The 2,032-nt window shown below is 41.6% G+C and carries 2 protein-coding genes; both read left to right on the top strand.

Features of this window, described 5'->3' with window-relative positions:
• Nucleotides 1-915 (top strand): B12-binding domain-containing radical SAM protein (locus AC220I_RS21755; protein WP_486725969.1); only part of this gene is annotated, 915 nt, incomplete at its 5' end.
• A gap of 2 nt (nt 916-917) precedes the next feature.
• On the top strand, nt 918-2,032 hold a 1,115-nt coding region (locus AC220I_RS21750), incomplete at its 3' end, for a B12-binding domain-containing radical SAM protein (RefSeq protein ID WP_486725968.1).

Below are 2,032 nucleotides of genomic sequence, written 5' to 3'. Positions count from 1 at the left end.
GACAAGCAGCCCATTAAAACCACCTTTAATTACAATCCGCCTGATCGAAAGATTAACGCTGCTCATAGGCATAAATACTATTATATGTTTCACAATCCCTGTGCACTCATCAAAACAAGCTTTGGATGCCCCTTTAAGTGTGCCTTTTGTTTTTGCCATGAAATCACTGGTGGTAGGTACTATGAGCGCACCATTGAAGATGTCATTGAAGAGCTTAAATCCATAGAGGAAAAAGAAATCTATATTGTGGACGATAACTTTTTATTTTCAGAGAAGAGGGTGAAAAGCTTTATTGAAGCACTAAAAGAGGCTGAACTGGACAAGCATTTTCTCATCTACGGCAGGGCTGATTTTATTGCAAAGCATGAGGGCCTAATGGCTGACTTTAAGACAGTCGGTTTGCATGGGGTCATCGTTGGCATTGAATCTGTCAGACAAGTAGACCTTAAAAATTATGACAAGCTCACCACGGTACAAATTAATGAGGACGCTGTTGCCATCCTCAACAAGCTCGATGTTGAATGTTATGCGACGCTGATCATGCCACTTGATTTCGATAAAAAAGATTTTAAGGATTTGAGAATATGGCTTAAAAAGACTGGGGTTAATTTCGTCAATTTACAGCCTTTGACGCCGCTCAAGGGTACTGGCATTTATTCAGAGTACGAAAACGACTTCATAGAAGATCCCAAAGAGGTCCAGCTTTGGGATATGGCACACATTGTTTTAAAACCAAAATACATGTCCAAGAGATTGTTTTATTTTAGAATATGGAAGCTTTACTATGAGGTAGTCATGTCGCCAGGACACCTTATTAGATTGGTTAAGAAGTACGGTATAAAGCCCAACTTCAAGATGCTCATGGGGAGTTCAAGAGTATCTATGCAGTATATTATAAAAATGATAAGAGGTTAAGGATGAAGAAATTGTTGTTAATTCAACCCAGTCCATATGATAAGAACCATGAACCTATAAAGAAGAAACGCCTGTATTTCGTTGGCCTTGCCATGCCCCTGCTTGCGGCTATGACACCAGATGACTGGGCGGTTGAAATATGCCTTGAAACCATAGAACCTGTCCCCCTTGAAACGGACGCAGGTCTTGTTGCCATCAGTACGATGGGTCATGGCGTCTTAAGGTCCATTGACCTGGCCAAACATTATAGGGCACAAGGAAAAAAAGTGGTCTTAGGTGGCTATATGGCCTCAATTATGGCAGAAGAGGCAACCAAGTTCTGTGATGCTGTGGTTATTGGCGATGCCGAAGAGGTATGGGAGGACTTGCTAAGGGATTTTGAAAAGGGTGATTTGAAATCGGTCTATCATAAACCCATAAGTAAGCTGACCACACCGCTTCCCAGGTTTGACCTCATCGTGGAAAAGGCAATTGGTGACTTTCTCCCAGTTCAAGCTGGCAGAGGCTGTCCCAACGCCTGTTCATTTTGTTCGGTGGCTTGCCTCTACAAGGGCACTTATATTAAAAAGGACTTAGCTGAGGTAAGGCGAGACATTGAACAGGTTAAGGCCTTGGGCTTTAACAAGTTTACCCTCCTCGATGACAACATCCATGGTGACAGAGAATATTTAATCAAGCTTTTGGAGATCATAAAACCCTTTAAAATGAAGTGGATGAGCCAATGTGACATCAAGATTGGTCGAGATAAGGAATTGCTTGGACTTCTCAAAGAAAGTGGCTGCTACGCCCTTAGCTTTGGCATAGAAAGCATTTCAAAGGAATCGCTCGTCCATATGGATAAGGCGTGGGCCAATCCTTCTGAGTATACTGAACTGATTAATAATATTGTCTCTGCAGGGATAGATGTTTCCACAGAAATGGTCCTTGGCGGCGAAGGTGACACCCTTGAAAGCATTAAAGAAACTAAAAATTTTATAGAGCAGAACAAAATATGCGTTCCTCGTTTTTATATTTTGACCCCCATACCGGGCACAAAATTTTTTAAAGAAATGATGGCAGAAGGTAGAATTTTATCGGATAATATCTATTCCTTTGATGGTTGCAAGGCAGAGCACTT

This window comes from Fusibacter sp., from assembly GCF_057447755.1.
This window is presented reverse-complemented; position numbering and strand designations above follow the sequence as displayed.